The 6,561-nt window shown below is 75.5% G+C and carries 1 protein-coding gene; it reads right to left on the bottom strand.

All coding sequences use genetic code 11. The features are described 5' to 3' along the window. On the bottom strand, nucleotides 1–6,561 hold a 6,561-nt coding region (locus tag ACFP3U_RS36545; RefSeq protein WP_380230090.1), incomplete at both ends, for a type I polyketide synthase.

Below are 6,561 nucleotides of genomic sequence, written 5' to 3'. Positions count from 1 at the left end.
CGCCGTGGGTGGTGACGAGGTGGTGGGCGATGAGTTTGCCGAGTTCGCCGGTGGCACCGGTGATGAGTACGTAGTCGTCCGGACCGAACACCGGCTCCTCGGTGGCGCGTTGGGGCGCGGCGGTGGCCCGCACCAGGCGCGGTGCGGACAGCGCGCCCTCGCGTACCGCCAGCTGCGGCTCCGCGTCGAGCGGCAGGGTGGCCAGGGCGGCTGCCGACTCCGGCGTGCCGTCCACGTCCACCACCGCGAACCGGCCCGGGTTCTCGGCCTGCGCGGCGCGGACCATGCCCCACACCCCGGCCTGCGCCAGGTTGTCGGGCCGCTCGCCGGCGGCGTTCTCGGTGACGAACACCAGCCGCGCGTCCGCGAACCGCTCGTCCAGCAGCCAGGCCTGGGCCAGCTCGAGCGTCCATTCGAGTACGGCGCCGGCCTGTTCGGGCAGTTCGCCGTGCGCGGGCGCCGGGCAGTGGGCGAACACCGTCGCGGCGGGTGCGAGACCGGCGAGTGATGCCGCGTCCGCGACCGTGACCGGTGCGACGGGTGCCGCCGGGGCCGGGGGAGTGGGCAGCGGTACCCAGTCGACCTGGTAGAGGCTGTCCCGGCTCCGCACGCTCCGGGCGACCAGGCGCTCGGGGCGGGTCGCGTGCACGGTGAGCACGCCCTCGGCCACCGGCCGCCCCTCGACGTCCGCGACGACGAGGCCGATGGTGCCGGGCCCGGTCGGGGTCAGCCGGACCCGGATCCTCCGGGCGTCCGAGGCGTGCAGCACCACGTCCGCCCAGCCGGCCGGCAGCCTGACCTCACCGTCCGGGGTGTCCTCGGCGAACGCCATCGGGTGCAGCGCGGCGTCCAGCAGCGCGGGGTGGAGAGCGTAACCGTCAAGGCCGGGGAGGTCCGGCAGGACGGCCTCGGCGTAGACGTCCTCGCCGTGGCGCCAGGCGGCCGTCAGCCCGCGGAACATCGGGCCGTACTCCAGCCCGGCCGCCTCCAGCCGGGCGTAGAGCTCCGCCGTGTCCACCGGCTCGGCGCCCTCGGGCGGGAAGACCGTCAACTCCGGGGCCGGTCGGTCGCTCTCCGGGGCCAGCGTGCCCTTGGCGAGGACGGTCGCGGTGTCGCCGTCGCGCGACTCGACCGTCACCGCCCGCCGTCCGTCCGCACCGGCACCGCCGACGCTCACCTGCACCCGCACCGCGCCGCCCTGCTCGGGCAGCGTCAGCGGCGCCTGGAGCGCCAGCTCCTCCAGCCGCGCGCAGCCGAGCCGACCGCCCGCGTACAGGGCCAGTTCGGCGATCGCCGTCCCGGGCAGCAGCGCCGTGCCGTGCACGGCGTGGTCGGCCAGCCACGGGTGGCTGCGGACCGACAGCCGCCCGGTGAGGACGGCGCCCTCGCCGTCCGGCAGCTCCACGGAGGCGCCGAGCAGCGGGTGGTCGGTCGCGTCCAGCCCGAGATCGGCGGCGGAGCCGGCGTGCTCGGGGAGGTCGATCCAGTAGGTCTGGTGCTGGAAGGGGTAGGTGGGGAGGTTGGTGTGGGTGCCGTTGGTCGGCCACTGGATGCTGTGGCCGTGGGTGTGAGTTGTGGCGAGGGCGGTGAGGGTGGTGTGGGCCTCGTCGCGATCGGGGACGAGGGTGGCGGTTGCGGTGGCCTCGGGGTGGGTGGTGCGGGCGAGGGTGGTGAGGGTGGCGTCGGGGCCCAGTTCGAGGTAGGTGGCGACGCCGTTGTCGTCCAGGGTGGTGAGGGCGTCGTGGAAGCGGACAGCTTCGCGCAACTGGCGCACCCAGTAAGACGGTTCGGTGAGTTGGTCGGCGAGGTCGCCGGTGAGGGTGGAGATGACCGGGATGGTGGGCTGGTGGTAGGTGAGGGTGGCCGCGACGGTCTCGAACTCGTCGAGGATCGGGTCCATATGCTGGGAGTGGAAGGCGTGGCGGGTGTTGAGGACCTTGGCCTTGCGGCCCTGCTCCTTCCACTGCGCCGCGAGGGCGTGCACCGCCTCGACGTCTCCCGCGATGACAACCGCGTCACCGGAGTTGATGGCGGCGATCGTCAACGCCTCACCCAGGTGCGGGAGGACGTCCTTCTCGACCCCCTGGAGGGTGGCCATCGCGCCTTCGCCGGTGCTGTGCATGAGCCTTGCGCGGGCGGCAACGAGCTTTGCCGCGTCGGCGAGGGACAGGACGCCGGCGCAGTGGGCGGCGGCGATCTCGCCGATGGAGTGCCCGGCGAGGTAGTCGGGCTTCAGGCCATGGTGCTCCATCAGCCGGTACAGCGCGGTCTCCAGCGCGAACAGCGCCGGCTGGGTGTGCAGGGTGGTGTCGAGCAGCCCGTCCGGGTTGCTCGCGACGATGCCGCGCAACTCCGGGTCGAAGTGGCTCAGCGCCTCGTCGTACGCGGCGGCGAACACCGGGAACGCGCCGTACAGTTCCTCACCCATCCCCACCCGCTGCGACCCCTGCCCCGTGAACAGGAAGGCCAACTTGCCCGGGTGTCCGCCGTGCCCGGTCACGAGGCCGGAGTGCCCGGTCTCGTTCGCCAGCGCGCGCAGCGCCGCCTCCCGCGCGCCGGGCAGGACGACCGCCCGGTGCTCGAACAGGGCCCGCCCGGTGTTCAGCGCGTGGGCGACGTCCGTCTCGGGCACGTCCGGGTGCTCGGTGACCCAGTCCAGCAGGAGCCGCGCCTGGTCGCGCAGCGCGGCACCGGACTTCGCCGACAGCGGCCACACCACCGGGAGTTCGGGCACCTCGACGTCCGCGCCGTCCGCGGACTCCTCGACGGGCGGCTGCTCCAGGACGACGTGCGCGTTGGTGCCGCTGATGCCGAACGACGACACGGCGGCCCGGCGCGGACGTCCGTCCGTGGCCTCCCACGGCTGTGCCTGCGTGAGCAGTTCGACCGCCCCGGCGGACCAGTCGACGTGGGTCGACGGCTCGCTCACGTGCAGGGTCCGCGGCAGCGTGCCGTGCTGCATCGCCATGACCATCTTGATGATGCCGCCGACGCCCGCCGCGGCCTGGGTGTGCCCGATATTGGACTTCAACGAGCCCAGCCAGAGCGGCCGTTCGGCAGGCCTGTCCTGCCCGTAGGTGGCGAGCAGGGCCTGGGCCTCGATCGGGTCGCCGAGCGAGGTGCCGGTGCCGTGTGCCTCGACGATGTCGACGTCGGCCGTCGTCAGTCCGGCGTTGGCGAGGGCGGCGCGGATGACGCGCTGCTGGGACGGCCCGTTGGGGGCGGTGAGGCCGTTGCTGGCGCCGTCCTGGTTGATCGCCGAGCCGCGCACCACGGCCAGCACCTGGTGCCCGTTGCGGCGTGCGTCCGAGAGTCGCTCGACGAGCAGCAGGCCGACGCCCTCGCTCCAGCCGGTGCCGTCGGCGTCGGCGGAGAAGGCCTTGCACCGGCCGTCCGGCGACAGCCCGCGCTGCCGGCTGAACTCGACGAACGTCGTCGGTGTCGCCATCACGGTCGCGCCGCCGGCGAGGGCGAGGTCGCACTCGCCGTTGCGCAGGGCCTGCGAGGCGAGGTGCAGGGCGACCAGGGAGGACGAGCACGCCGTGTCCACCGTCACCGCCGGGCCCTCGAACCCGAAGGTGTACGAGACGCGGCCCGAGGCGATGCTCGGTGCGCTGCCGTTGCTCAGGTAGCCCTCGAAGTCGCGCGGGGCGTGCTGGAGCCTGGACGCGTAGTCGCTGTACATGATGCCGGTGAACACGCCGGTCCGGCTGCCGCGCAGGGCGGCCGGGTCGAGGCCGGCCCGCTCGAAGGACTCCCACGCGGTCTCCAGCAGCAGCCGCTGCTGCGGGTCTGTCGCGAGCGCCTCACGGGGTGAGATACCGAAGAACTCGGCGTCGAACTCGGCGGCCTCGTGCAGGAATCCGCCGTTGCGGGTGTAGCTGGTGCCGGCGTGCTCGGGGTCCGGGTCGAAGAGGTCCTCCGACCAGCCGCGGTCCACCGGGAACTCGCCGATCGCGTCGACGCCGTCGGCGACCAGCCGCCAGAGGTCCTCGGGCGAGCGCACCCCGCCCGGGTAGCGGCAGGCGAGGCCGACGATCGCGATCGGCTCGTCCGACGCGCCGGTGGAGGCGGCGGCCCGTGCGGCGGCGCCGGTGCGGGCCTGGTCGGCGGCCTTCCGGGCGCCCTCCAACTCGGCCGCGAGAGCCGACGGGGAGGGGTGGTCGAAGACCATGGTGGCGGGCAGTCGGCGGCCGGTCGCGGTGCTCAGCCGGTTGCGCAGCTCGACGGCGGTGAGCGAGTCGAAACCCAGCTCGTTGAAAGGCCGTTCGGGGGCGATGGCCGAGGAGTCGCGGTGGCCGAGCACGTCCGCCGCTGTGGCGAGGACCAGCTCCAGCATCGACACCGCGGGCTTGGCACCGCCCGCGTCGGCCCGGCGGCGCGGCGCGCGGAACAGGCCGCTCAGCAGGGCGGGGAGCCGGCCCTTGTCGGCCTGGTCGCGCAGCGACACCGTGTCCAGCGCGGCGGCCGTGGTGAGCGTGGCGCCCAGGCGGGCGTCCAGGGCGGCGAGGCCCTGGTCGACGGGCATCGGCGCCAGGCCGGCGCGGGCCAGCCGGGCCCGGTCGCGGTCTGCGAGCCCACCGGCCATGCCGGTCTCGGTGGCCCAGAGGCCCCAGGCGAACGAGGCGGCGGGCAGGCCCTCTGCGGCCCGCTGTTCGGCGAGCGCGTCGAGGAAGGCGTTGGCGGCGGCGTACGCGGCCTGGCCGGCGCTGCCGAGCACCCCGGCGACCGAGGAGAAGAGGACGAAGTGGCTGAGGCCGTCGGTGAGTTCGTGCAGCAGCCGGGCGGCGTCCACCTTCGGTCGCAGGACGGCGGCCAGCCGCTCGGGGGTCAGCGAGGCGATGACGCCGTCGTCCAGGACGCCGGCCGCGTGCAGCACGGCGCGCACCGGGTGCTCGGCCAGCAGCGCGGTCACGGCCGCGCGGTCGGTCACGTCGCACGCGGCGAGCGTGACCCGGGCGCCGAGTTCGGTCAGTTCGGCGGCCAGCGCGGTCGCGCCGGGCGCGTCGGCGCCACGGCGGCCGACCAGCAGCAGGCTCCGGACGCCGTGCCGCGTGACGAGGTGGCGGGCCACCTCGCGGCCGATCGCCCCGGTCGCGCCGGTGAGCAGCACCGTGCCGTCCGGGTCGAAGGCGGGCACCTCGGCGGCGGCCTCGGCCGGCGCCAGGCGGCTCACCAGGACCGCGCCGTCGCGGATCACCAGCTCGGGCTCGCCGGAGCGCAGCGCGGCCGGGAGCGCGAGCCGCGACGCCTCGGCGTCGTCGGTGTCCACGAGCACGTAGCGGCCCGGCCGTTCGGCGCGCGCGGCGCGGAGGAAGCCCCAGAGCGCGGCGTGCGCGGCGTTGCGCGGGCCGCTGCCGACCGCGCCGCGGGTGACCAGCGCCAGCGGCGCCTCCTCGTCGGCGCCGGAGGCGTCCTGGAGGAGGGCCAGCAGCCAGGCGACCGCGTCGTGGGTGGCGGCCACCGGGTCGCTGGCGTCGGCGGCCGGGGCCTCGACGATCCGGTGCCCGTCCACGGCCGTGTCCGTGTCCGCGTCCCCGGCGGCGGTGGCCCCGTGCGGGTCGGCGGTCGGGGCCGGGACCCACCGCACCTCGTACAGCGGCAGCCGGCCACCGGCCAACTGCTCGGGGCGAACGGTGCGGAGGGCGAGCGCCTCGGCCGCCAGCAGCGGCGTGCCGTCACCGTCGGCGACCGTCACGGCCACCAGGTCCTCGCCGCGCTCGGTGAGCCGCACGCGCAGGGCGGTCACCGGGCCGGCGGGCGGCGCGTAACGCCGGACCCCCGACCAGCTGAACGGCAGGCGCACGGTACCGGGCTCCGCGCCCAGCGCCAGCGTCCGCAGCGCCGCGTCCAGCAGCGCCGGGTGCGGACGGAACCGCGCCGCCTCCGCCCACTGCTCCTCCGGCAGTGCCACGTCGAGCCAGGTGTCCGGGCCGGCCTGCCAGGCCGCGGTCAGCCCCTGGAACACCGGCCCGTAGTCCAGGCCCGCGTCCGCCGCGCGCGACGCCAGGTCCGCGACGTCCACGGCGGAGCCGGCGGGCGGCCAGACGGTGAACGGTGCGGGCGCCGGCTCGTCGCCATCCGGCTCGGCCAGGTGGCCGACCGCGTGCCGGAGCCACTCGGTCCCCTCGCCGACGGCAGGGCGGGAGTGCACCGCCACCGTCCGGCGACCGGTGCCGTCCGGCGCGCCCGCGGTCACCTGGAGCCGCACGGCGACGTCCTCGGGAAGCACGAGCGGGGCCTCGATGGTCAGCTCGTCGACGGTGCCGTACCCGAGCTGCTCGCCGACGTGCAGCGCCAGCTCGGCGAACGCCGTCCCGGGCAGCAGGACCGTACCGAGCACGGCGTGGTCGGCCAGCCACGGGTGCGTCCTCGGCGAGACCAGGCCGGTGAAGACCACGCCGTCGCCCTCGGCCAGCTCCACGGCCGCGCTCAGCAGCCCGTGCACCTGAGCCCCGAGCCCGGCGGCCGTGACGTTCCCGCCCCGGCGGGCGGTGGACGGCTCCAGCCAGTAGGTCTGGTGTTGGAAGGGGTAGGTGGGGAGGTTGGTGTGGGTGCCGT

Source organism: Kitasatospora misakiensis (assembly GCF_042656005.1).
Lineage (GTDB): Bacteria > Actinomycetota > Actinomycetes > Streptomycetales > Streptomycetaceae > Kitasatospora > Kitasatospora misakiensis.
Note: the sequence above shows the minus strand (reverse complement) of the source record. Positions and strands in the feature narration are given on the sequence as shown.